The sequence below is a fragment of the Acinetobacter sp. YH01022 genome, from assembly GCF_013420235.1.
GTDB lineage: Bacteria > Pseudomonadota > Gammaproteobacteria > Pseudomonadales > Moraxellaceae > Acinetobacter.
Genome location: NZ_VOYP01000014.1, coordinates 15,807 through 37,914 on the forward strand (window position 1 = coordinate 15,807; position 22,108 = coordinate 37,914).

A 22,108-nucleotide genomic window follows, 5' to 3' on the forward strand; every position below is an offset into this window, starting at 1 on the left:
AATTAAAGTTTCTCGGCTTTAGCAATCACTTCGTCAATACCACCAACCATATAGAACGCTTGTTCTGGGATGTGATCGTATTCACCAGCTAGAAGACCTTTAAAGCCACGAATTGTTTCTTTAAGCGGTACAAGTTTACCAGGAGCACCAGTAAACACTTCAGCTACGTGGAACGGTTGAGAGAAGAAACGTTGGATCTTACGTGCACGGTATACAGTAAGTTTGTCTTCTTCAGCCAATTCGTCCATACCAAGAATCGCGATGATGTCTTTCAATTCTTTATAACGTTGAAGAACGTTTTGAACTGAACGAGCAATTTCGTAATGCTCAGCACCTACAACTAATGGATCTAACTGACGTGAAGTAGAGTCAAGTGGATCGATCGCTGGGTAAATACCAGAAGATGCGATATCACGACTCAATACTACAGTTGCGTCCAAGTGAGCGAAGGTAGTAGCAGGCGATGGATCTGTTAAGTCATCGGCAGGTACGTATACCGCTTGGATTGACGTAATAGAACCAGACTTAGTCGATGTAATACGTTCTTGAAGAACACCCATCTCTTCTGCAAGAGTCGGTTGGTAACCTACTGCAGATGGCATACGACCTAGAAGTGCTGATACTTCAGTACCTGCCAGTGTATAACGGTAGATGTTGTCTACGAACAATAGTACGTCACGGCCTTTACCGTTTTCGTCTTTCTCGTCACGGAAATACTCAGCCATAGTCAAACCAGTCAACGCTACGCGTAAACGGTTACCCGGTGGCTCGTTCATCTGACCGTAAACCATCGCTACTTTGTCAAGTACGTTAGAGTCTTTCATCTCGTGATAGAAGTCGTTACCTTCACGAGTACGCTCACCAACACCAGCAAACACAGATAAACCTGAGTGCGCTTTAGCGATGTTGTTGATCAACTCCATCATGTTTACAGTTTTACCAACACCGGCACCACCGAACAGACCAACTTTACCACCTTTAGCGAACGGGCAAAGTAAGTCGATGACTTTAATACCAGTTTCTAAAAGGTCAGTAGATGCTGCTTGTTCAGCATAAGAAGGTGCTTGACGGTGAATCGGCAAACGTTCTTCAGTGGCAACTGGACCAGCTTCGTCGATAGGGCGACCAAGAACGTCCATGATACGACCTAAACATGCAGTACCTACAGGTACAGAGATAGGCGCGCCAGTGTTAGTTACGTTCAAACCACGCTTAAGTCCTTCAGTAGAACCCATTGCAATAGTACGAACTACGCCATCACCAAGTTGTTGCTGAACTTCTAATGTAGTTTCAGTGCCATCAACGTGGAGAGCGTCATAGATCTTAGGAACGCTGTTACGTTCAAACTCGACGTCGATAACCGCGCCGATGATCTGAATGATACGACCGCTACTCATTGCTGTCTCCTCAATTCAAACTAATAATGTTAAACGGCAGCGGCACCACCAACGATCTCAGAAATTTCCTGAGTAATCGCGGCTTGACGCAGCTTGTTATAAATAAGTTGTAGGCTCTTGATCAGCTCACCCGCGTTATCAGTTGCAGCTTTCATTGCAACCATACGTGCAGACTGTTCACACGCGATGTTTTCAATCACGCCTTGATAAACCATAGACTCGATGTAACGAACCAATAAACCATTTAAAAGCTCTTCAGCTTCTGGTTCATAGATATAGTCCCAACCGTATTGACGGTTCAGACCTTCGCTTTCTTCAGCAGCTGCTAAAGGAACGAGCTGTTCGATCTTTTGGTTTTGAGTCATGGCATTGACAAAGCCGTTTGACACCAGATAAATACGATCTAACTCGCCTTTATCGTAAGCGTCCAACATCACCTGTACAGAACCAGTTAACTGTTCAAGACTTGGCGCATCACCTACGTTTGTAGTTGCACCAAGCACTTTACCGCCGTAGTTTTTAAAAAACGAAACCGCTTTTTGACCAATTAAAGCAAATTGAACTTCAATTGACTGCTCTTGTTGCTGTTGGACGTGTTTTACCACTTTCTTGAACAAGTTAATGTTCAAGCCACCAGCAAGGCCGCGATCTGATGACACAATGATATAGCCAACGCGCTTAACTGGGCGTTCAACCATATAACGGTGTTTGTATTCAGGATTCGCTTGGACCAAGTGAGCAATTACACGGTGCATATTTTCGGCATACGGACGGCCTTGAGCCATGCGCTCTTGCGCACGACGCATCTTAGAAGCTGCTACCATCTGCATCGCGCGAGTAATTTTCTGCGTGCTTTTGATACTAGCTACTTTGGCGCGAATTTCTTTTAAATTTGCCATACGCTTAACCTAGTATTCGAAGGCTCTTTCGAGCCCTCGAAGGTTGATTCCGTGAACCAAACCAACACTAATCTAGCAAGTTGCTAAATTAGTAAGTTTGAGTCGCTTTGAACTTTTCAATACCAGCTTTGAATTCAGCTTCGATATCTTTGTCCCAAGCACCAGTCTCGTCAATTTTTTGCATTACTGCAGCGTGTTCTGAACGGAAGTAAGCAATTAACGCAGCATCAAATGCAACGATTTTTTTCACTTCAACGTCAGCCATGTAGCCTTCGTTAGATGCATAAATTGAAACAGCCTGGTCAGCAATTGAGTAAGGAGCATATTGTTTTTGCTTCATTAACTCAGTTACACGTTGACCATGTTCAAGTTGCTTACGAGTTGCTTCGTCAAGGTCAGAAGCGAACTGAGCAAACGCTGCCAATTCACGATATTGCGCCAAAGCGGTACGGATACCACCAGACAATTTCTTGATGATCTTGGTTTGAGCAGAACCACCAACACGAGATACAGAGATACCCGCGTTCACAGCAGGACGGATACCTGCGTTGAACAATGATGTTTCAAGGAAGATCTGACCATCAGTAATCGAAATTACGTTGGTTGGTACGAATGCAGATACGTCACCGGCTTGAGTTTCAATAATCGGCAATGCAGTTAATGAACCAGTTTGGCCTTTAACTTCACCGTTAGTGAATTTCTCAACGTAGTCAGCAGATACACGAGAAGCACGTTCAAGTAAACGGCTGTGTAAATAGAATACGTCACCAGGATATGCTTCACGACCTGGTGGACGACGTAAAAGCAATGAAATTTGACGGTAAGCAACAGCTTGTTTAGACAAGTCATCATAAATGATAAGCGCGTCTTCACCGCGGTCACGGAAGTACTCACCCATTGTACAGCCAGCATAAGGAGCTAGATACTGCATTGCTGCAGGATCAGCTGCAGCTGCAGCTACAACAGTTGTGTACGCCATAGCGCCAGTTTCTTCAAGCTTGCGTACTACGTTAGCAATAGTCGATTGTTTTTGACCAATAGCTACGTATACACATTTAATGCCAGAGTTTTTCTGAGCGATGATCGCATCGATCGCCATTGCTGTTTTACCAGTTTGACGGTCACCAATGATCAACTCACGTTGACCACGGCCTACAGGGATCATTGTATCTACTGATTTATAACCAGTTTGTACAGGTTCATCCACTGATTGACGCCAAATTACACCTGGTGCTACTTTTTCAACAGCATCAGTAAGTTTTGCATCAATAGGGCCTTTACCATCAATCGGGTTACCCAAAGCATCTACTACACGGCCTAAAAGTTCTGGACCAACCGGAACTTCTAATACACGACCTGTGCAACGCGCTTTTTGACCTTCTTGAAGGCTTAAGTAGTTACCTAAGACAACGGCACCCACTGAATCCTGTTCTAGGTTCAGTGCCATACCAAATAAGCCGCCGTCGAATTCGATCATTTCACCGTACATTGCATCAGCAAGGCCGTGAATACGCACAATACCGTCGGAAACCATAACAATGGTCCCTTCGTTCTTAGCGGTCGCGCTGGTGTCCAGATCGCCGATACGCTGTTTAATGAGCGCACTGATCTCGGATGGATTCAGTTGTTGCATTGCGCTATACCTCAATCTTTTTAAAGTTCAGTCTTCTTTTACGCAGTAATTTTTTATAAATAATTACGCAAGAAGACGAGTCCGCATTTTTTCAAGCTTGTTAAGCGCAGAATCATCTATCACTTGGTCGCCTGCACGAATAACTACACCAGCAATTAATTCTGGTTTAACTTCTACAGAAACATTTACCGCAGCGTTAAAGCGTTTTTTCAACGCATCTGCAAGTAGCTGTTCTTGTGTAGAAGACAATGGGAATGCTGATTCAATCACAACATCCACAGTGTTGTTATTCTGTGATTTGAGCTGTTCGTATTCTGTTTCAATTTCAGGAAGAAGAGTCAAACGGTCATTTTCAGCAAGCAATGTCAAAAAGTTTGACACTGCTGCAGTTTGATCTTCACCTAAAACTTTAGCAAAAACACTTACCTGCTCTGCAGGAGTAAGCTCAGGGCGATTTAAGTAAGCTGAAAATGCTTCATCTTGCACCGCAGCACTGAGCAAAGTTAATGCATTTGACCAAGCGTCAGTTGCACCTTGCTCAGAAGCGTAAGCAAATGCTGCTTTAGCGTATGGGCGTGCCAACGTCAAGAGTTCAGCCATAATCCGCCTCTCTTAAAGTTTAGCAGCCAGCTGAGTCAGCATGGCATTGTGAGCTTCTGCGTCAACTTGCTGGGTCAGAATTTTTTCTGCACCAATCACTGCAAGAGCAGCAACTTGTTGACGTAATTCTTCGCGAGCAGCATTGATTTCAGTATCAACAGCTTCTTTCGCTTGTTGACGAATACGCTCACCTTCAGCAGCTGCTTGAGTACGCGCTTCTTCTACCAATTGCGCACCGCGACGGTTCGCTTGTTCGATCAATTGAGCCGCTTGTGCTTTAGCTGCGTCTAATTCGGCTTTCACTTGAGCTTGCGCATCGGCAAGGTCAGCTTTCGCTTTTTCAGCAGCATTTAAGCCATCAGCGATTTTACGCTGACGCTCACTAATCGCATTGATTAGTGGTGGCCATACAAACTTCATGCAGAATGCGACGAAAATCGCAAATGCAATCGCTTGGCCAATCAATGTGAGGTTGATATTCATTGCTATTCCTCAATGGTTTAATTTAGGAATTAAGCTGATTAACCTACAAATGGATTAGCGAAGATGAAGAACAAGCCAATACCAACACCGATCATAGGCACAGCATCAAGAAGACCCGCGATTAAGAACATACGAGTTTGAAGTTGTGGAGCCAATTCTGGTTGACGAGCTACAGCTTCAAGGAAACGGCCGCCTAAAAGACCAAAACCAATCGCAGTACCTAAAGCACCAAAAGCGATCAAGATAGCAGATGCAATTGCAACTAGACCTAAAGTGAGTTCCATGATAATTCCTCAGAGGTTAGGTATATACCAAATTAAAGTAAAAAATTAAGCCCAACCATCCTTTGACAGTCAGGCAATACCATTAATGTTTTTCGCTAGCCATACTCAAGTATACGATAGTCAGCATCATGAAAATGAATGCTTGTAACGTAATAACAAGAATGTGGAAGATCGCCCAAGGCACAGACAACGCCCACTGGATCCAGAACGGTAATAATGCGATGAGGATAAAGATTAACTCACCTGCATACATGTTACCGAAAAGTCGTAGAGCCAATGAAACTGGACGTGCAAGGAATGTTACGAGTTCCAGAATCAAGTTCACTGGAATGAGCAACGCTTTTGCAACTGGGTTACTTGGGTTAAATGGGTTGAGTGCTAACTCGCCGACGAAACCGCCGATGCCCTTTTCACGAATGCTATAGAACAAGATAAGCACAAATACCGACAATGACATACCAAGGGTAACGTTAGGGTCAGTAGATGGAACAATCTTGAAGTAAACGTGATGCGGGTCCATACCAAATACGTTTGAACCAATAATTCCTGCAAGATGCGGGATGAAATCTACTGGAAGTAAATCCATCGCATTCATCAGGAAAATCCACACAAAAATTGTGAGGGCTAAAGGCGCAATTAAGCGTGATTTGCCATGGAAAGTGTCGCGGACACTTGAGTCAACAAACTCGATGATCATTTCGATTGCAGACTGGAACTTGGTAGGAACACCAGCGTTTGCAGCTTTCGCTACTAACCAGAACAACAAACAGAAAACCACACCGAGAGTGATAGACCAACCCATTGAATCCAAGTGAATAGCAGTGAACCCCATCTGTTGAGCTTCATCAGCAGTCTCAGCCAATTTCCAAGAACCATCAGGCATTTTGCCATAGGTTAAATTGGTCAAGTGATGCTTGATGTACTCGGTCGAAGTAAGGGCATGTTCTTCAGCAGCCATAAATCACACCTGGTCAATGTCAAATACTAAATAGAGGGAACGAACATCGCGTGCTGCCTGATATCTCGTTCATCTCCTAAAAAACTTTTCAATTTTTTGTTGTGTTTAAACTTATTTCCGGAGTCGTGACGCCCAAAAAGGTGCGACCCACGTCATCGTCTGAACAAGTATAAATCCACAAAACAATGCCACCGCTGACAACGGTTTGACAGTGCTTAAAATTAAAATGAAACCAACAATCACAATTGCAAACTTGCCCATCAAGCCTCTATACATGTTCGAAAGAACCTGTTTTGAAGCTCGCGCACCTGCGGCTCGAAACGATTGCCAAGAAAAATAACAACTTGCAAGCCAACACACCAACGCACCAAGTGCGGCACTGTAAGCTGCAGTTGAGTCTTTCACGACCCACGCTATCAAGGCTGAAACAGGAATCATGCATGCTTGTAAAATGACTAAAGCTTTCGCTAATCGTCGGTCAATCATGCGACTAGTTCGGCTCATTATTTATTCACTCACAGCAATCATGCTTGACAAGTTTAGCTGATGATCGTTTTTAATCGCAGGCATTATAGAGTTACACCCCTGAACATGCAATCTTTTCCCGACCTAAGTCGGATTTTTTAATTACATAAATCGCTTTTGAACTCATCCATTACTGTTTAATTTTTGCATTATTTTCGTGCATTTTGTACACACTTATGGGTTTGTTCGGCAAGTTTTTTCCATGCCAGCACAAAGTCCCCTTCCCTGCCCATACTTTCATCGACCGCCTGGAAGGTCACCGGATTCAACTTCTGGTACTGGTTCTTGCTGGCATGCCCTTCTGCCAGGAGGCACATATTACGAGCTGGACGGCTATCATTTAAATACTTGATTTGGGCAATGGTCGGTGCAACATGTGGATCATCGGTCAATGCACCGGAAAATTTCAGGTTTAAAGCACGTTCCAGATACTGATAGGCATCATGATATGCCCAATAAGGTTTCACTGTTGTATTGCTATTATATTGCTGTGCACTCAGCAACATCTCTTGAGCAAAGCGTTTGGCATTGGCCCAGTAGGCTTCTTTATGCTCCGGTAATTGCTGTGAACGCAGGGCTGCAATAAAAAAGCCGATTCGTACAGCATTGTTGGGATCTAGCCACACATGCGTATCGACCGTATTGTTCAACGCCACACCACGAGTAGTACGCTGCGGCAGGGTCTGCACAATACCGGAATCTAAAATCGAAATCGCTTTGGGATTATCAGACAACAGCTTATTCAATGGAGCTTCATGTGCCTTACCCAGCCAGATCACCAGTGAGGCATCCAGAATGGCTTTGCGATGCGCTGGCGTCAGGGTAATGTCATGTCCAGACTGATCCCCCAGCAAGAGCACAGGCTTCTCCACGCCCTGAGTCACTTCCTGAGCAATAAGATAAATGGGATGCGTAGAAACCACCAGACTCTGTGTCCAACCAAAGCTACTGAAGAGGGCCAGTGCACAAAATGCAAAGAAACGGGACATGAAGAAAATCACCAAATACTCAATAAGTGTTATAATATAACAAATCGACAAAAATACCTATGTTTATCGAAACAGGTATCGCTTCATGTTAAGATTTAATGTCCTTTGATTTTTATAAATTTCGCACTTGAGGTTGGCTATGAGCTTATGTTCGCACGAACATCACAATGCATTACATGGCGTACATGACCATCATAATATAGCAACTCGTCTTGCTGAAGCAGAAAGTCTCTGTGCAACGACTGGCGCACGCTTAACCCCATTACGTAAAGAAGTGCTGGAACTGATTTTAAATGCCAGCGGTCCCATGGGTGCCTATGACTTGCTGGCTAAAATCAAGAGTGAATCTGACCGTCCTGCTGCACCACCAACGGTATATCGTACTTTGGACTTTTTACTGGAAAAAGGTTTAATCCATCGTTTAACTTCGATTAATGCCTACATTCCATGTTGTCATCCGCGCGAAGGACATCAGGCAGCATTTTTAATTTGTACCGAATGCAAAAATGTTACAGAGGCCTCTGCTCAGGGGCTATTAAAACAATTGGATGAACTTTCAGCATCAGATCAATTTACTGCACATCACAGTATTATTGAAATTTCCGGGATATGTCAGCAGTGTCGCAACAAACAGTAACAGTCAATCCCCTAATTGCCCTGGATAAAATCAGTGTGCGGATTGATGACCGTGACATTTTGAAAAATGTGGATTTCGCTTTACACGAGCGAGAAATTGTCACCCTGATCGGTCCAAATGGTGCGGGAAAATCTACCCTGATTAAAGTGCTTTTAGGCATTGTAAAAGCCAATTCAGGAAAAATTCATAGCCATAAAAAACTCAAATTTTCCTATGTGCCGCAAAAGTTTAGTCCATCGCATAGCCTGCCTTTGCGGGTGCGGGATTTATTGGCTTTAGAACACTGCGATGCAGATATCAAGGCAGAAATTATTCGTGATACCGGCATTACCAAATTACAGGATTGTAAGGTTCAGCAACTTTCAGGTGGTGAACGGCAACGGGTATTACTGGCACGGGCTTTACTGCGTTTGCCCGAGGTACTGGTACTAGATGAACCGATGCAAGGTCTGGATATTCAGTCCGAGGCTGAACTGTATGAATATGTCAGAAGCCTGCCGATCAAATATGGCTGTGCCGTGTTGATGGTCTCACACGACCTGCAATGGGTCATGCAAGGTACGCATCGGGTCGTGTGTTTAAATAAACATATCTGCTGTAGCGGCTTGCCGGAAAATGTGCAGCAGCACCCCGAATATCAGGCCATTTTCGGTACCAACCGTGTGTTCTATCAACATCATCATGACCACTGTGCGCATGGTGACAGTGCGACTCCGTGTCAGCATGATCCTCGTCCACATATTCACCCTGAACCGGAAGCTTAAGCCATGATGGAATGGTTACAACTCTTGTTACCTGCATGGACCATGGGAACCCTGTTGGTGTTTCTAACGGCTCCGCTGGGCTGTCTGATGTTATGGCGACGGATGTCTTTTTTTGCCGACACCATGGCACATGGCACTTTATTGGGCGTGGCGATTGCAGGTGCTTTGAGCCTACCTTTATGGTTGGGCGTGAGCTTTTTGGCTTTTCTATTGGTAGCCATTTTATGGGTACTGCATGATCCTCGCCTACCCAATGATGCCCTACTGGCACTTTGTTCAGCCACCCTGCTCTGCTCGGGCTTACTGTTTATTCAGCATATTCCTAGTTTAAGACCTGAACTGCTCAGCTATTTGTTTGGCGATCTGTTGCAAATTTCCTGGTCAGACTTGCCGATGTTTGCTCTAGTCATTATTGCGGCTTTAGCTGTGTTGTATAAAAACTGGCAAGCACAGATTCAGATTGCGATTGATCCCGATATGGCAGTGAGTGAAGGCGTGAATGCCAAATGGCAACGTCTGGTGTTTATGCTACTGCTGGCCCTGTTTACCGTATTGGCTTTGCGTGCGGTCGGTTCATTGTTGATGGGCGCTTTACTGGTGATTCCGGCATTAACCGCACGTTTGCTGGCAAACTCGCCGAAACAGATGGTGGTTTGGGCTTTTGTGATTGCACAAATCGGGATTAGTGTCGGACTATGGTCCAGCGCAGGACTCGATACCTCTACCGGCCTGACCATTGTCCTGACTATGGCAATTTTATTTGCGGTGATTTTTACAGTACAAAAGTTCAAGAAGCTGAGCTAAGATGATGACCGGCAAGCGATACTTTATTAGTGCTTGTCTGCTTGGACAAAAAGTTCGTTACGATGGACAAGATTGTTTAGTCCGGGAATTAGTTTCAGATTTAATACCTGATCAATATGTGAGTTTATGTCCTGAGATCAGTGGCGGACTGCCTACCCCTCGCCCGCCTGCTGAAATTCAGAATGCATCAGGTAGAGATGTTCTGAACAATCATGCGACTGTAATAGATCGAGAAGGCATGAATGTTTCTGATGCCTTTATTCAAGGGGCTTATGCAGCCTTAGCCTTGGCGCAAGAACATCAGGTTACTCATGCCATCCTAAAAGCAAATAGTCCATCCTGTGGCAGTGACTTGATTTATGATGGAACATTTACAGGAGATAAAATTCAGGGTGAAGGCGTAACCGCCGCGCTGTTTAGGAAACAGGGTATTGTGGTATTAACTGAACATGAATTCCTTCAGGCTTTAAAACTCACTGAACGCTGATACATTTCAACTTTATCCAGACAATAGTTTTATTCTAGCCAAAGCTTCAAACGGCTTTTATATATACTGTTCAAATAAAAAACAAAATAAGTTTTCCAATGAATATTCACACCTTCGAACTATGGGCGCGTTATCATCTTTGGGCCACCCATCGCTTAAGCATATCTCTACACACTGTTTCTGATGAAGATTTTGCGAAAGATTGTGGTCTGTTCTTCAAAAGTATTTTGGGTACACTGAACCACTTGCTTGTTGCTGAACATGAACTTTGGTTTTCTCGTTTTTCTAAAGGGGAATCACCCGCTATCGCCTTAAACAGTGTGATTGAGACTGACCGTCATCGATTATTAGAACGGCTGCTTCAAAGTGCTGGGCTGTGGCAGAGCTTGATACAAGAGCTAAACCAGGAAGCTTTAGATGGCGTGCTACATTACCGGAATACACGGGGCCAAGACTTGAGCCTACCTTATGCAGCAACACTAATGCATGTGTTCAATCATGCTACCCATCATCGCGGACAAATCACGGCTGCAATGACGGCTTTGGATTATGCATCACCGGAACTGGATATGTTATTTATGCTGATGGAAGAACAACAGGCTGTGACTTAATCCATTCTCATTTTATTGATGTACCAAACTTAATAACGTTGCTGCACAGGCAAACAATACCGCAAAGGTCCGGTTCATATATTTCTGCTGTTCCGGCGATTTTAAAAGTCTCAGCACTTTGGCGGCCAATCCTGTATAACCCGCCATCACGATCAGATCAATCGTCACCATGGTGACTGCCATAATCAGATACTGAATCCATTGTGGTTTAGACAAATCCAGAAACTGTGGCAACACGGCAAGTAAAAATACAATCGCTTTCGGGTTGCTCATATTGACCAAGAAGCCATATAAGACCAATTTAGGAATCGATTTAGTCGGTTGTTGATGTTGAATCTCAATGGCCTGTGCGGGTGCTGTCCATTGCAGGTATGCCAAATACAAGAGATACGCTACGCCAAACCATTTCACCACCCAAAAAGCCCAAGGTGTCGTGGCAAATAGCACCCCGACCCCAGCTGCCACAATCCCGATTTGCACTAAAAGTGCCAGCTGTAAACCTAAAGCATTCCAGTATCCACGTCGAAAACCATAATTTAAACCGCTCGACATCGAAGCAATTGCACCTGCCCCAGGAGAAATACTGATGACCCAGCATGCCAGCATATAGGCAAGCCAAACTTGGTAAGACATAAAATATAAGGAGATAAAAAAGTGAAACTATTATATGACTTTTCATCTTTTAAAGGGCTTAAAAATCGAAGTGCAAACTCAAGCCTTGGGCTATTCACTCAAGCAGTGATGAGGCACAATAAAGCCAGATACGTATTTTATAAAAATTGTTAGGAGCCCTGTATGACTGCCCAATCTGTAATTTTACCGTTACCTTCAGATCATGCCCGGTTTATTGTTTTACGTTTAAAAGACTTAACGATTGAAGAGTTAAAAGAAAAACTTGCGGATTTATTTAGCACCCGTGACCGTTTAATCACCCAGCATCCGAATGCACAAATTAAAACAGGCGTCGCTTTTGGTCCGGAGCTTTGGGCAAAACTTTATCATCAAACTCCTGCCGGCTTTAAGCAATTACAACCGATTCAAGGTTCATTCCAGATGCCTGTTGTCCCTGCTGATCTGCTGATTCATATTGCCAGTGCTCGCGCCGACATCTGCTTTGCCTTAAGCCAGTCTTTCTTTGAAGGTATTCAAGACAAAGTTGAAGTACTGGATGAACGGGTATGTTTCCGCTATTTCGATGGACGTGACATGACTGGTTTCATAGATGGCACTGAAAATCCGCAATTCCCCGATGATCGTGCCGAAGTCGCTTTACTCGATGAAGATGCCGGAATTTTTGCTGATGGCTCTTTTGTCTTTGCGCAGCGCTATGCACATAACCTGGAAAAATGGAAAAAATTAAAAGTCGATGCACAAGAAAATGTGATGGGTCGAACCAAGTTAGAGTCGATTGAACTGGATGATGAGGTGAAGCCTAAAGATGCCCACATTGCCCGTGTGGTGATTGAGGATGAGAAAGGTGAAGAAATGGAAATTTTACGCCATTCCCTTCCTTATGGCGAAGGTCGAGGTGACCAAGGTTTATTCTTTATTGCTTATACCAAAAACTTAAACATTATCGATCATATGCTGGAACATATGTTTGGCACTACGGGTGATGGTATTCATGACCGTCTGCTTCACTTTGTCACACCAATGGATGGAGCGTATTACTTTGCGCCGAGTGAAGAATTACTGGAAGAAGTTGTAGCATGATAATAAAATGAGAAATATCTTATTAAGCTATTTCTCATTTTTTAATGGTTCAATATATAAATCAATTATATTTTTCTAAAAATAATATTCTTTCTTTAGTCATGTCGATTTGACATTGCATAGCATCAAAATGACTTTCTCTTCCATAATTTTTTTCATCTGCTACACATATTGATTCCTTAAGCTTGATCCATTCTCGTTGAGAATTTTTTAATTTATTTTTTTTAATTTTCGACAGCTTACTTATTTTATAAGCATATAATTCATTCAATTCTTTGTCATATTTATTATACTCATTTATATAACACCCTAAAATATCATTAAAAATTACGCTATCAGGAACACATTTTTGACTATAAGCAAAACATGTTATTGAACTAATTAATAATAATATAAAAATTAATATTTTTTTATTGAAAACAATCACATTTTAATCCTTCTTCAAATATAGCAGCTTCCTGCCTTCTACGTATTCCTACCCCTCTATTCCCATTTTTCCCTGTCTTATTCCAAAGCTTTGACATGTCTCTAAAAATATCCGGAATTGTATCGATCTCATTATTTTTAAATGCTTCTTTAATTTGCCGCATATGCTTTCGTGTTAACTGCCCTTTTTTATCCTTCAATCCCGGCCCACGATTAAAGACAAGTGAAAGTAACACTCCCTGACAATGAGGATGAAGATTTAATGCTTCAGGATAAATAGAGAGAACTTGATTAGCATAACGAGTCTTGAGCACGGTCGCTAAACGTAAAGCTTTATCTTTTGTAATCGTAATATCTGATAATTTTGGTATCAGTTCTGTTGCCACAGCACCAATTTTACCTTGTGCAGTCAATAATCGATTAATTTGCTCTGCCGAATAAAATGATGCTAAATCTTTTTGAATCTGTGCTTTTGTTTGTTGACCTAAATCATAGCCTATTGCAATTGTAACACCACTAGAATTATCCCCTGGTTGGTATGGTTTAGCTTCGTAAGTTTCAAATTCTAAAATTTTCTTCCAAGTCAGCATGGAAATAATATAAGGACCCGGTTCAGTATTAAAGGTTACTGTTTCGATAATACATTCTTTTGGACATGGTTTATTTTCAATATTTTTATTAATATTTGGTTTATCTTGCTGAGTACTTCCATTCGTGACATCCACATCTAAATGCAACTTAACTGAACTTTCCTTTATTCTTTTTGGTAAATAATTTACCGATTTGAGTGGCGTACCATCAGGTTTATATACTGTTATTTTTAACCATTTTCCAATATAACCTCGAACTGCAAGCTTTCCATTTGAAACAGAAATTAGATTTTTTTCTTTGCTCTCTAGAGCCAATATTTCAACATTGGTTTTTGCTACATTATATTTATTATCATTTCTATCCAGCAGCGTAATCGTCGATAAACTTTTAAAGTTATCGCAAGATTCATCTAATTGAATAAGGATTGGCTGTTCAGAACCACTGCCAGAATTTACAGATTTTTTTAAAACAAATGTATCACCCGATGTCAGCACTAAAATTTCGATGTCCCGATTTGGAGAAGATTCTATTTCTGCCAGTCCTTCTTGATTGGTACAACGCTCAAAAGAATTTTTCCCTTTGGGACGTGATTGTATAGGAAAGTTGCTCATCACTTTTCCATGACAATCAACCACCTTAAAAAGATTTTTTACAGTTTTACTCTGACGAATTTTGATGTTTTCTTGTCGATATTCTTCAATCGTTTTGGGTAAATAAACTTTTACCGGATAACTGGCAGATGAGCTTACGGATGAATTCATCATTTTAAGAACTGTATATTCTTTAGCATTCGGTGGTTTAGCTAAAATTTCAATTGTTCTGTTAGAAGAAGCCTGAAAGATGAAAAAACCCTTTTCATCTGTTTTTTGCTGGTTTTCTCTACTTGAGCCTTGATAACGGGACTTTACATTTAGATTAATAATTCGTTGACCTGATTTATCATAGAATTTAGAAAAAATTGTGATTAGATGACTCATTAATCAAAATCCTCTTCTGTGTAAACATCATCATCTTCTAAAATTTCTTCTTCTGTTTCTTCTATCAGCTCATCACCATTATCGTTTGATATGTCCTGACTTAAATAAGTATTTAAAGAATTAAATCCCAATGCTGTAAATTCTGTTTGTTGTGGCGTATAAAACCTGAAGGAACTCATATTTTTTTCACCATCCAGCTTATTTTTAATATTTTTAATTAATTTTCCATCTAATTGATCAACAATAAAAATTTCCTTTTCACCCTCTGAAAAATGATTCCAGCTGTAATCCATCTGATTACTATAAGGCGTTTCAAACATTGGTAAACTGATCTGAGGCATAACGACCTTCCCTCCTCCTACAAAACTATGTTGTCCCGCCTTACTCTCAAACTTGCCAGCCGTAGTCGTAAAAACACCTTCTGCACTGATCTTTAACTGTGAACCACCCGCTATCAGTACAATCTCTTTCGGACTGGTGATTTCAATCTGGTCTTCGGTCGAAATCAGCTTAATGACCTTACGGGCTATGGCTTCAATAGCATCATCCTGTGCTTGAAGCTCGACTTTGCCTTTCGCCGCATATGCACTAAAGCCCTGCTGCGCTGCAAACAGGCTGATCTTGTCTTGAGCATGGCTAATGAATGACTTTTGCGTTGAGAAATTAATCGCATCTCCAGCAGTTTGACTGATCTGCCCATCAGCAGAGAAATGTAAATCTTCATGGGTGACACAGGCGATGGAGCTTGGCGCAGAAAGAATCATCAAGGCCTGTTTAAAGGCATTTGCTTTAGCTTCATCCTTATGTTCCATCTGCTCTAGAAAATGCTTTAAATTGTCTAAAACAGTGAGTGAATCTGTTTGCTGATTTTTCGCTATGTCATTGAGTGCTTTTGAATGATTGAAACTATTTTCAAGCTGACGTTTGGCCTGATTCACCTCTAAATGATGACCTGCCGCGCTATCTTGTTTATGTGTGGAAATGAGCAAACCTTCACCCGCCCGAACAGCACCCCAGTGATCCGTTCTTAGCTCAAAACCTTCACCACGACCCTCACTGGCCTCAGCAGCTTTGGGATGGCTAAGATGTCCCAAATTCAGCTGACTTGCGCCATGGCTACTCTGTAACTGGCTACTGATCTGTCCAGAGGTATCATCAAAACGCAATTGGTTAAAACCCGACCCACCAACTTCCTGCGAGCGGATACCACTGAGCTTTTTGGTCTCCGGTAACTGCCCTTTGCCATCAAACATGGTCTGATGGCGTTCCGCTTCATGAATCCGCCCCACCACAAAAGGCCGGTCCACATCCCCCTCAAAGAAGTCAATTACCACAATTTCACCAATCCGTGGATGAAAACGCACACCATAACCTTCACCTGCCCACGGGGTCAGGACATCCACCCAGGCTGAATCGCTATCATTGTCATTGCTGCCGGCTCCGCCATCATGTCCATGATCCTCGTCACGGGTAAACAAAAAGCGGACTTTTATTCGCCCCCACTGATCGACATAAATACTTTCCCCTTCCGGACCGACTACTCTGGCACGTTGCGGATACGCTACAGGTCGGTGATTTAGGGGATGAAATTCAGGCACTACGGCAATATTGCGGCGGACCAGATACAGCTCATTCCCCTGTCGTTCCTCACCCTGCTGCTGCCAACGGCTTAAACTCAACAAGCTATCGACTTGCCGATGGATGTCTTTCGGCAAATTATTCTGGTTATAAAAAGACTTGCCTAAAATCAGGAATTCTTTGTCTGAACCCGAATGCTGGTCAATTTCAGGATGGCCGAGCAATTCAAACCAGTAGCCCACATGAGCATCCCGTACACTGCTCTGGGCAGTAAAATATTTGGCCTGCAAGTCTTGGTACTGGCTCAGTTGCCGGTTCAGTTTTTCCAGTTGCTGGTTGTTTGAAACAGTACTTTGATCCGTACCCGTTAAGTCAGATGTCCATGCGGGGCTAATGCTCCAGGCCTGTTCCAGACTTAAGCTTGCATTGTCCTGTACATCACTATGCTGATGCTTGCTCAGCTGGGAATAGGGTTGATCCTGAAACAGCAGACTGGGTTGCCAGCGCTGAGCCTGAACGGCAGTCGATTGCAAAGCGCGTTCGGCAATAAAACTGGTGATGCTGTCAAACACTTCTGCGGCATAGCTACGATGAAAGCGCACCGATCTTCTTTTTAAGGCATTAAACTGATGATTCTCATCAATCAAACATAATTTTTGCGCTTGAATGCCTGCTGCCGAGCTGGCAACGACATGCTCGGCTTCATCAATCAGCCAATTAATGCCTTCGCTGCGCCACAGTCGGGTGAGAAATTCATAATCGGTTTCATTAGCCTGCATCACAAAAGGACGCACATCATATTCTTTGCTCAGGCCTTGCATATTTAAACTGAGACTGGCTGCAAACAGGCCACTTTTGCTTTGCCATTCCCTAAACAGGATTTCGCTAATCTCACGTACGCTTTTGTTCATAAACACGCGACTATTACGGCGCTTGTGCCAAAGTGCAGTCGCATCTTCAAGGGTCAGTTTATACAGGGTCAGTGCACCATCACTTTGCCCCTGACTGGCAGCAGTAATTACCCCGGTCATCCGGGACAGTTCACCTGCATCGGTCACCTGATCCACAGCTACCTGTCCGCCAATAAATTGTTTTAATGGAATATAAGCATGCGTCGACAGACACATCAGTTCAGCTTTTAGGCCCTGATTGATGCGGTGCTGCCCTTCAATACGTTGAATAAAGACCTGAGCATTCAGCAACTCATTGGAAAACTGGATGTGCAGGGCGCGCTTTTGCAAACTTAAGCCCACACTGTCCATTACAGTATGGATATTTTTAAACATGTTCATTTATTGTTGTTATGGCTTTATTTTAATTTGAGACGCATTCTAGGAAATGTTGTTTTTTTCGTCCAGTAGGTTTTTTGTTAATTTTATCCATCAGCGTAATTCAGTTAAATGAATGAAATTAGATAAAAATGTGCAGAGCTTAAGCCTATCCTTTTATTTTGCTGTGCTGCGCTTGCTGTTACACTGAAAAGCAAAAGAATATTGAAGAGTTCGGGTCATGCTTGAGATTCATTCCAAACTACCGGCACAGGGTGTCACTATTTTCAGCGTAATGACCGCGATGGCACATCGCCTAAATGCCCTAAATCTCTCCCAGGGTTTTCCTGACTTTGCTGCCCCACCCGCGCTACTCAAAGCCTTAAGCCAGGCGGCTCTAGATGGTTTTAACCAATATGCACCCAGTGATGGTTTGATTTCACTGCGGGAACAGGTAGCCCAGCAATTTTTACAACGCGATCAACTGGTGATTGATCCGCTGACTGAAATCACCATTACCCCCGGAGCCACGATTGCCATTTTTGTTGCCATTCAAGCACTGATTCATGCCGGTGATGAAGTGATTATTTTCGCCCCCTGTTATGACAGTTATGGACCCAGCGTTAAACTGGTGGGAGCTAAAGCCGTACATATTCCCCTGACCGCCCCACAATTTTCAGTAGACTGGGATCGTGTTAAGAATGCCATTAACGACAAAACCCGGATGATCATTGTGAATACCCCGCATAATCCGAGCGGTGCCATCTGGTCAGGTCAGGACTGGTTAAATTTAATTGAACTGATTCGCGATAAAAATATCATTGTTCTGTCCGACGAAGTTTATGAGCACCTGATTTATGATGGTCAAAAGCACTATTCGGCGCTGTCATTCCCTGAATTACGTGACCGCAGCATCGTGGTCGGTTCCTTTGGTAAAACTTTCCATGTCACTGGCTGGAAAACCGGATATTGTATTGCCTCACCTGAACTGATGAAAATATTCAGACAGGTCTATCAGTTCGCCAGTTTCTGCGGGGTGACACCAATACAAATGGCGCTGGCCACATTTATGCAGCAGCATCCCGAACATATTGAAGGGCTTGCAGATTTTTATCAGGAAAAGCGTGACCTGTTTAATTCAGGGCTGCGTAATTCGCGTTTTCATTTTACCCCTTCACAAGGCACCTATTTTCAAAACCTGAATTACAGTGCTATTCGTCCCGATCTGGATGATGTCGAGATGTGTAAATTCTTGGCTGAACAGCATGGCATTGTTGCCATTCCAATCTCTGTGTTTTATCAGCAAGCACCGGAAAACTTACGTTTAATCCGCTTCTGTTTTGCCAAAAAAGATGAAACCTTAGAACAGGCTACTGCCATTTTATCGGCTGTTTAAGCTCATCATTTGCAATCAAATCCGGCCTTGGTTACGGAATAACTAAGGCTTGTTTAAGCTAACTCAGGTAGGGTTAGCAATGAGAATCAAAAGATAAAAAATCGTTACAGGACGTTCCATGCCTCCTCATCATCACTCCTTGTTCAACCAGCAAAAACTGTGGAAAACATTTCTGATTTTTCTGTGGCCGTTAATTGCGACCAATATTCTGCAAAACCTGTCCGGAACCATAAATACCATTTTTGTCGGGCAAATGATGGGGGTGAATGCCATTGCCGCGGTGGCGGTATTTTTTCCAATTCTGTTCTGCCTGCTGGCTTTTGTGATTGGTCTTTCCACAGGGGCAACGGTATTGGTTGGACAGGCTTGGGGAGCGAAAAATATTGAAAAAGTGCGCTATGTGGTGGGATCTACCCTGTTCATGACCCTCATTGGCGGTAGTATCATTGCCCTGCTGGGGATGTTTTTTGCCGAAAATATTCTTTTGGCCCTAGGTACCGACCCGGAGGTGATGCCCCTATCGCTGCCTTATGTACAGTGGATGCTGGCCGGCAGTCCCCTACTGTTTGTTTATATTATCTATAGCTCGATTTTGCGCGGAGTCGGTGACAGTACCACACCACTGATTGCCTCTGCCATGACCATTATGATCGGGGTCCTGATCACCCCGGTGCTGATTGGCGGATATTTTGGCTTTCCGAAAATGGGCATTATTGCTCCAGCAATTGCGACCGCTGTCGGTTATATGGCAGTCCTGATCTTTTTGTACATTTACCTGAATAAAAAAGGTCACCCGCTGAAGCCTGACCGTCATTTGCTCAGCCATATTCGCCATCACCCGGAAATGAGTATAATTATTCTACGTTTAGGTATTCCTACCGGCGTTCAAATGGTCACCACATCTGTTGCCGGACTGGTCATTGTCGGCCTGGTCAACCGTTATGGTTCACATGCCACTGCAGCCTATGGGGCAGTCAATCAGGTTTTGAATTACATCCAGTTTCCCGCCCTGTCTATTTCCATTGCCGCATCCATTTTTGCAGCACAGGCGATTGGTGCAGAAAAATCGGATCTGCTCAATAAAGTGACCCATACTGCACTCGCTATGAATATCGTGATTACCGGTGGATTGGTGGCTCTAGCCTATCTGTTCTCGAAATATCTGATGACGCTGTTTATCACCGACCCGATGGTGGTGGTACTGGGACAGCAACTGTTATTTATTGTGCTATGGTCCATCCTGTTTTTTGGTGCCAGTGCAATTTTTGCTTCCATCATGCGTGCCAGCGGTACCGTGACCCTACCGATGCTGATTAATATTGCTGCGATTTTATTGATTGAAGTGCCCTGTGCCTACCTGTTCAGTTACTGGTGGGGCTTGCAAGGCATCTGGTATGCCTATGCCCTAGCCTTTGTCATCCTGTGCATCATGCAAGGCATGTATTACCAATTCGTGTGGAAGAAAAAGACCATTAAGGCACTGGTGTAATATTCAGCTTTTAACAGCGAAATAAATCCAAGCAAAAAACTTGTGATTGGCGTATTTCCTGCTTAATCCATATTTTTTATATGGATTTAATTTTATCGTATTTTTAAGCCTGAAAATTCCTTGTTATAACCAGCTGACAACATAAAAAACACAAGGTTTTTCTCATGGCTGAACGTAAAATCCGTCTTGGTGCTTTTATTCCAACCACTTCTCAGCATGCTGCCGGCTGGCGTCATCCGCAGTCACGTCCGCAGAATCATTTAAATATTGACTATGCCATTGAGCTGGTCAAAACGGCAGAACGTGGTTTATTTGATGCCTACTTTTTGGCGGACACTTTAGCTGTACGCGGCGACTGGGGTTCCGCCACCAGCAAAGGCTGGGGTCTGGGCGATAAAGATACTGGCTTTGAACCAGTCACCCTATTCGCTGCCCTGTCTGCAGTGACGAAAAATATTGGTTTTGTCGCTACTGCATCGACCACCTATGAGCACCCATATACGCTGGCACGCAAATACGCCTCACTGGATCATATTTCCAAAGGACGTGCGGCATGGAATGTAGTCACCACAGCCTCTAAACAAGTCGCGCGCAATTTTGGCCTGTCCGAACATCCAGATGCCAAAAGCCGCTATGCACGTGCACATGAATTTATTGAGGTTGCACAGAAACTCTGGGATTCTTGGGAAGATGATGCCTTTATATATGACAAAGCCTCTGGACAGTTTTTCCAGCCAGAAAAATTTCATGAACCTCAGCACAAGGGCAAATATTTTGAAGTGCAAGGAGCATTAAACGTACCGCGCCCGCCACAGGGCTATCCGGTGATTGTACAGGCAGGTCAGTCTGAAGATGGCCGTGAGCTGGCTGGAAAATATGCCGAAGTGATTTTTACTGCACAGCAGAATTTAGCCGATGCACAGGAATTTTACCGTGATGTGAAAGGTCGTTTAGCTAAATATGGCCGTCATCCGGATGACCTGAAAATCATGCCGGGTGTTTCGATTTTTGTGGCAAAAACGGCAGAAGAAGCACAGGAAAAATACGATCTGTTAAACAGTCTTATTCATCCACAAGTCGGTCTGGGTCTGCTTTCCGGTTTGGCCGGCGGAATCGATCTGGAACAATATGACATCGATGAGCCTTTCCCTGAACTGGATAAAAGCTTGATCAATTTTGGCAGTCGCCAGCAGATGATGATTGATATTGCCCGCAAGCATAACTTTACCATCCGCCAACTGTATGAATATGTAGCCTCTGCACGTGGCCACTGGACGCTGGTGGGTACTCCTGAGCAGATTGTGAACCAGCTACAAGAATGGTTTGAAAATGAAGCTGCAGATGGCTTTAATATTCTGCCACCAAGTACTCCAGCAGGCCTGAACGATTTTGTTGAGCTGATTGTGCCAGAACTGCAGCGTCGCGGTCTGTTCCGTACTGAATATGAAGGTAGCACCCTTCGTGAAAACTTGGGACTGAAACGTCCGGAAAATCAGTATGTACTGGCGCAAAAACAAGCGCAGGCCTCTTAATTCAAGAACTACCCCAATGCCCTTCGGGGCATTTTTTATGTATTTTGAAATTCACCTCATTTTAATC

General features: G+C 43.4%; 22 protein-coding genes. 9 read left to right on the forward strand and 13 right to left on the reverse strand.

What is annotated here, in order from left to right; all coding sequences use genetic code 11:
- Positions 1-2 precede the first annotated feature (2 nt).
- The 9 genes from atpD to FTT87_RS06865 form a co-directional block, all read right to left on the reverse strand.
- Complete coding sequence (atpD, locus tag FTT87_RS06825) at positions 3-1,397, reverse strand: F0F1 ATP synthase subunit beta (RefSeq protein ID WP_086196637.1); 1,395 nt, start codon at positions 1,395-1,397, stop codon at positions 3-5.
- A gap of 29 nt (positions 1,398-1,426) precedes the next feature.
- On the reverse strand, positions 1,427-2,296 hold the full coding sequence (gene atpG, locus FTT87_RS06830; RefSeq protein WP_086196638.1) for a F0F1 ATP synthase subunit gamma: 870 nt from the start codon (positions 2,294-2,296) through the stop codon (positions 1,427-1,429).
- Positions 2,297-2,384: 88 nt separating this feature from the next.
- The gene (gene atpA, locus FTT87_RS06835; RefSeq protein ID WP_086196639.1) at positions 2,385-3,929 is read right to left on the reverse strand and encodes a F0F1 ATP synthase subunit alpha; all 1,545 of its coding nucleotides are present in this window, start codon (positions 3,927-3,929) and stop codon (positions 2,385-2,387) included.
- Between the two features lie 63 nt (positions 3,930-3,992).
- Entirely contained in the window at positions 3,993-4,529 is a 537-nt protein-coding gene (locus FTT87_RS06840) for a F0F1 ATP synthase subunit delta (RefSeq protein WP_166171993.1), read from the reverse strand.
- A 12-nt stretch (positions 4,530-4,541) separates the two neighbouring features.
- Positions 4,542-5,012 (reverse strand): F0F1 ATP synthase subunit B, encoded by a 471-nt coding sequence (locus FTT87_RS06845; protein WP_086196641.1) that lies wholly within the window; start codon positions 5,010-5,012, stop codon positions 4,542-4,544.
- 38 nt (positions 5,013-5,050) lie between these two features.
- Positions 5,051-5,296, reverse strand: coding sequence for a F0F1 ATP synthase subunit C (gene atpE, locus FTT87_RS06850; RefSeq protein ID WP_000424060.1), 246 nt, complete (start codon positions 5,294-5,296; stop codon positions 5,051-5,053).
- 82 nt (positions 5,297-5,378) lie between these two features.
- Positions 5,379-6,254, reverse strand: a complete 876-nt coding sequence (atpB, locus tag FTT87_RS06855) for a F0F1 ATP synthase subunit A (protein ID WP_086176476.1) — start codon at positions 6,252-6,254, stop codon at positions 5,379-5,381.
- A gap of 111 nt (positions 6,255-6,365) precedes the next feature.
- A complete protein-coding gene (locus FTT87_RS06860) occupies positions 6,366-6,758 on the reverse strand; it encodes an ATP synthase subunit I (RefSeq protein ID WP_092820019.1) in 393 nt (130 codons plus the stop codon).
- Between the two features lie 170 nt (positions 6,759-6,928).
- Positions 6,929-7,768, reverse strand: coding sequence for a metal ABC transporter solute-binding protein, Zn/Mn family (locus FTT87_RS06865; RefSeq protein ID WP_180174582.1), 840 nt, complete (start codon positions 7,766-7,768; stop codon positions 6,929-6,931).
- Positions 7,769-7,907: 139 nt separating this feature from the next.
- Between FTT87_RS06865 and FTT87_RS06870 the strand changes: the two genes are divergently transcribed.
- The 5 genes from FTT87_RS06870 (at position 7,908) to FTT87_RS06890 (ending at position 11,071) form a co-directional block, all read left to right on the forward strand.
- The gene (locus FTT87_RS06870; protein WP_180174583.1) at positions 7,908-8,405 is read left to right on the forward strand and encodes a transcriptional repressor; all 498 of its coding nucleotides are present in this window, start codon (positions 7,908-7,910) and stop codon (positions 8,403-8,405) included.
- The gene (gene znuC / locus FTT87_RS06875) at positions 8,378-9,169 is read left to right on the forward strand and encodes a zinc ABC transporter ATP-binding protein ZnuC (RefSeq protein ID WP_180174584.1); all 792 of its coding nucleotides are present in this window, start codon (positions 8,378-8,380) and stop codon (positions 9,167-9,169) included. The genes FTT87_RS06870 and znuC overlap by 28 nt, the downstream gene beginning before the upstream one ends.
- A gap of 3 nt (positions 9,170-9,172) precedes the next feature.
- On the forward strand, positions 9,173-9,973 hold the full coding sequence (znuB, locus tag FTT87_RS06880; protein ID WP_086196646.1) for a zinc ABC transporter permease subunit ZnuB: 801 nt from the start codon (positions 9,173-9,175) through the stop codon (positions 9,971-9,973).
- Positions 9,974-9,977: 4 nt separating this feature from the next.
- Complete coding sequence (locus FTT87_RS06885) at positions 9,978-10,460, forward strand: DUF523 domain-containing protein (protein WP_180174603.1); 483 nt, start codon at positions 9,978-9,980, stop codon at positions 10,458-10,460.
- A gap of 98 nt (positions 10,461-10,558) precedes the next feature.
- Positions 10,559-11,071: a DinB family protein gene (locus FTT87_RS06890; protein WP_086196647.1), complete on the forward strand. Its 513-nt coding sequence runs from the start codon at positions 10,559-10,561 to the stop codon at positions 11,069-11,071.
- 12 nt (positions 11,072-11,083) lie between these two features.
- Here FTT87_RS06890 and FTT87_RS06895 read toward each other — a convergent pair whose 3' ends face one another.
- Positions 11,084-11,704, reverse strand: a complete 621-nt coding sequence (locus FTT87_RS06895) for a LysE family transporter (protein WP_086196648.1) — start codon at positions 11,702-11,704, stop codon at positions 11,084-11,086.
- A 162-nt stretch (positions 11,705-11,866) separates the two neighbouring features.
- On the opposite strand from FTT87_RS06895, the gene FTT87_RS06900 reads away from it, so the two are divergent.
- Positions 11,867-12,784, forward strand: coding sequence for a Dyp-type peroxidase (locus FTT87_RS06900; RefSeq protein WP_180174585.1), 918 nt, complete (start codon positions 11,867-11,869; stop codon positions 12,782-12,784).
- A 61-nt stretch (positions 12,785-12,845) separates the two neighbouring features.
- Here FTT87_RS06900 and FTT87_RS16215 read toward each other — a convergent pair whose 3' ends face one another.
- Genes FTT87_RS16215 through FTT87_RS06915 form a run of 3 tightly spaced genes read right to left on the reverse strand, consistent with a single transcriptional unit; the run spans position 12,846 to position 17,642 of the window.
- Positions 12,846-13,211: a lysozyme inhibitor LprI family protein gene (locus FTT87_RS16215; protein WP_180174586.1), complete on the reverse strand. Its 366-nt coding sequence runs from the start codon at positions 13,209-13,211 to the stop codon at positions 12,846-12,848.
- A complete protein-coding gene (locus FTT87_RS06910; RefSeq protein WP_180174587.1) occupies positions 13,195-14,778 on the reverse strand; it encodes a hypothetical protein in 1,584 nt (527 codons plus the stop codon). The genes FTT87_RS16215 and FTT87_RS06910 overlap by 17 nt, the downstream gene beginning before the upstream one ends.
- Positions 14,778-17,642 carry a type VI secretion system Vgr family protein gene (locus FTT87_RS06915; protein ID WP_180174604.1) on the reverse strand — a complete coding sequence of 955 codons (2,865 nt, stop codon included), beginning with the start codon at positions 17,640-17,642 and terminating at the stop codon, positions 14,778-14,780. The genes FTT87_RS06910 and FTT87_RS06915 overlap by 1 nt, the downstream gene beginning before the upstream one ends.
- A gap of 223 nt (positions 17,643-17,865) precedes the next feature.
- Between FTT87_RS06915 and FTT87_RS06920 the strand changes: the two genes are divergently transcribed.
- The 3 genes from FTT87_RS06920 to FTT87_RS06930 all read left to right on the forward strand — a co-directional run bounded on the left by FTT87_RS06920 (position 17,866) and on the right by FTT87_RS06930 (position 22,041).
- Positions 17,866-19,020 (forward strand): methionine aminotransferase, encoded by a 1,155-nt coding sequence (locus tag FTT87_RS06920; protein WP_086196653.1) that lies wholly within the window; start codon positions 17,866-17,868, stop codon positions 19,018-19,020.
- Between the two features lie 118 nt (positions 19,021-19,138).
- Positions 19,139-20,509, forward strand: coding sequence for an MATE family efflux transporter (locus FTT87_RS06925; protein WP_180174588.1), 1,371 nt, complete (start codon positions 19,139-19,141; stop codon positions 20,507-20,509).
- Positions 20,510-20,673: 164 nt separating this feature from the next.
- Positions 20,674-22,041 (forward strand): LLM class flavin-dependent oxidoreductase, encoded by a 1,368-nt coding sequence (locus FTT87_RS06930; protein WP_180174589.1) that lies wholly within the window; start codon positions 20,674-20,676, stop codon positions 22,039-22,041.
- The last annotated feature ends 67 nt before the right edge of the window (positions 22,042-22,108 follow it).

What these genes read in the sequence shown, in the direction of transcription:
- FTT87_RS06865 (WP_180174582.1), bottom strand. Translation starts at nt 7,768, where the DNA reads ATGTCCCGTTTCTTTGCATTTTGTGCACTGGCCCTCTTCAGTAGCTTT.
- FTT87_RS06890 (WP_086196647.1), top strand. Translation starts at nt 10,559, where the DNA reads ATGAATATTCACACCTTCGAACTATGGGCGCGTTATCATCTTTGGGCC.
- FTT87_RS06910 (WP_180174587.1), bottom strand. Translation starts at nt 14,778, where the DNA reads ATGAGTCATCTAATCACAATTTTTTCTAAATTCTATGATAAATCAGGT.
- FTT87_RS06930 (WP_180174589.1), top strand. Translation starts at nt 20,674, where the DNA reads ATGGCTGAACGTAAAATCCGTCTTGGTGCTTTTATTCCAACCACTTCT.
- atpD (WP_086196637.1), bottom strand. Translation starts at nt 1,397, where the DNA reads ATGAGTAGCGGTCGTATCATTCAGATCATCGGCGCGGTTATCGACGTC.
- FTT87_RS06860 (WP_092820019.1), bottom strand. Translation starts at nt 6,758, where the DNA reads ATGAGCCGAACTAGTCGCATGATTGACCGACGATTAGCGAAAGCTTTA.
- FTT87_RS06840 (WP_166171993.1), bottom strand. Translation starts at nt 4,529, where the DNA reads ATGGCTGAACTCTTGACGTTGGCACGCCCATACGCTAAAGCAGCATTT.
- atpB (WP_086176476.1), bottom strand. Translation starts at nt 6,254, where the DNA reads ATGGCTGCTGAAGAACATGCCCTTACTTCGACCGAGTACATCAAGCAT.
- FTT87_RS06915 (WP_180174604.1), bottom strand. Translation starts at nt 17,642, where the DNA reads ATGTTTAAAAATATCCATACTGTAATGGACAGTGTGGGCTTAAGTTTG.
- atpA (WP_086196639.1), bottom strand. Translation starts at nt 3,929, where the DNA reads ATGCAACAACTGAATCCATCCGAGATCAGTGCGCTCATTAAACAGCGT.
- FTT87_RS06925 (WP_180174588.1), top strand. Translation starts at nt 19,139, where the DNA reads ATGCCTCCTCATCATCACTCCTTGTTCAACCAGCAAAAACTGTGGAAA.
- znuB (WP_086196646.1), top strand. Translation starts at nt 9,173, where the DNA reads ATGATGGAATGGTTACAACTCTTGTTACCTGCATGGACCATGGGAACC.
- FTT87_RS06920 (WP_086196653.1), top strand. Translation starts at nt 17,866, where the DNA reads ATGCTTGAGATTCATTCCAAACTACCGGCACAGGGTGTCACTATTTTC.
- FTT87_RS06900 (WP_180174585.1), top strand. Translation starts at nt 11,867, where the DNA reads ATGACTGCCCAATCTGTAATTTTACCGTTACCTTCAGATCATGCCCGG.
- znuC (WP_180174584.1), top strand. Translation starts at nt 8,378, where the DNA reads ATGTCAGCAGTGTCGCAACAAACAGTAACAGTCAATCCCCTAATTGCC.
- atpE (WP_000424060.1), bottom strand. Translation starts at nt 5,296, where the DNA reads ATGGAACTCACTTTAGGTCTAGTTGCAATTGCATCTGCTATCTTGATC.
- FTT87_RS06885 (WP_180174603.1), top strand. Translation starts at nt 9,978, where the DNA reads ATGACCGGCAAGCGATACTTTATTAGTGCTTGTCTGCTTGGACAAAAA.
- FTT87_RS06895 (WP_086196648.1), bottom strand. Translation starts at nt 11,704, where the DNA reads ATGTCTTACCAAGTTTGGCTTGCCTATATGCTGGCATGCTGGGTCATC.
- FTT87_RS06845 (WP_086196641.1), bottom strand. Translation starts at nt 5,012, where the DNA reads ATGAATATCAACCTCACATTGATTGGCCAAGCGATTGCATTTGCGATT.
- FTT87_RS06870 (WP_180174583.1), top strand. Translation starts at nt 7,908, where the DNA reads ATGAGCTTATGTTCGCACGAACATCACAATGCATTACATGGCGTACAT.
- atpG (WP_086196638.1), bottom strand. Translation starts at nt 2,296, where the DNA reads ATGGCAAATTTAAAAGAAATTCGCGCCAAAGTAGCTAGTATCAAAAGC.